This window comes from Legionella navarrensis (genome assembly GCF_052527415.1).
Genome location: NZ_JBNVZR010000054.1, coordinates 1 through 1,056, shown reverse-complemented (window position 1 = coordinate 1,056; position 1,056 = coordinate 1). Strand labels below are relative to the sequence as shown.

The window sequence follows — 1,056 nt, the reverse complement described above, 5'->3', positions numbered from 1 at the left end:
GTCCAGGTGCCGTCGTTATTATCAACCAGCGTGCCGCTGCCGCTGGCTATGGACAGGTTGAGCGCCTCAAGGCTGCTGCCGGCATCCACATCACTGGCATTGGCCAGCAGTTCGGCCTGAGTGATCACGCGCGCACCGCTGTCTTCCGCTATGGCTGTGAGAACAACAGCCGCTCCCGCAACCGGTGCGTCATTCACCGGGGTAATGTCCAGACTGGCCGTCGAGGCAACGCTGGCACTGCCATCACTGATGTCAAAGTTAAAGCTGACACTGCTCTCATCATTCAGTGCCGGCGTGTAGGTCCAGGTGCCGTCCAGGTTATCCACCAGACTGCCAGCACCTGACGCTATGGACAGATTCAAAGCCTCAAGGCTGCTGCCGGCATCTACGTCACTCGCATTGGCCAGCAGTTCGGCCTGAGTGATCAGGCGTGCACCACTGTCTTCTGCTATGGCTGTGAGAACAACAGCTGCTCCGGCCACCGGTGCGTCATTCACCGGCGTAATATCCAGACTGGCTGTGGAAGCAACGCTGGCACTGCCATCACTGATGTCAAAGTCAAAGCTGACACTGCTCTCATCATTCAGGGCCGGCGTGTAGGTCCAGGTGCCGTCAAGATTGTCTACCAGACTACCGGCACCTGACGCTATGGACAGGTTCAGCGCCTCAAGGCTGCTGCCGGCATCCACATCACTCGCATTGGCCAGCAGTTCGGCCTGAGTGATCACGCGCGCACCGCTGTCTTCTGCTATGGCTGTGAGAACAACAGCCGCTCCCGCAACCGGTGCGTCATTAACAGGGGTAATGTCCAGACTGGCTGTAGAGGCAACGCTGGCACTGCCATCGCTGATATCAAAATTAAAGCTGACGCTGCTCTCATCATTCAGCGCCGGCGTATAGGTCCAGGTGCCGTCGTTATTATCAACCAGCGTACCAGTGCCGCTGGCGATTGAAAGATTCAGCGCCTCAAGACTGCTGCCGGCGTCCACATCACTGGCGTTTGCCAGCAGTTCAGCCTGAGTGATCACGCGCGCACCGCTGTCTTCTGCTATGGCT

The 1,056-nt window shown here is 58.1% G+C and carries 1 protein-coding gene; it reads right to left on the bottom strand.

The window, feature by feature from the left end; translation table 11 throughout:
* On the bottom strand, positions 1-1,056 hold a 1,056-nt coding region (locus ACQUTA_RS13075), incomplete at both ends, for a cadherin-like domain-containing protein (protein WP_444988706.1).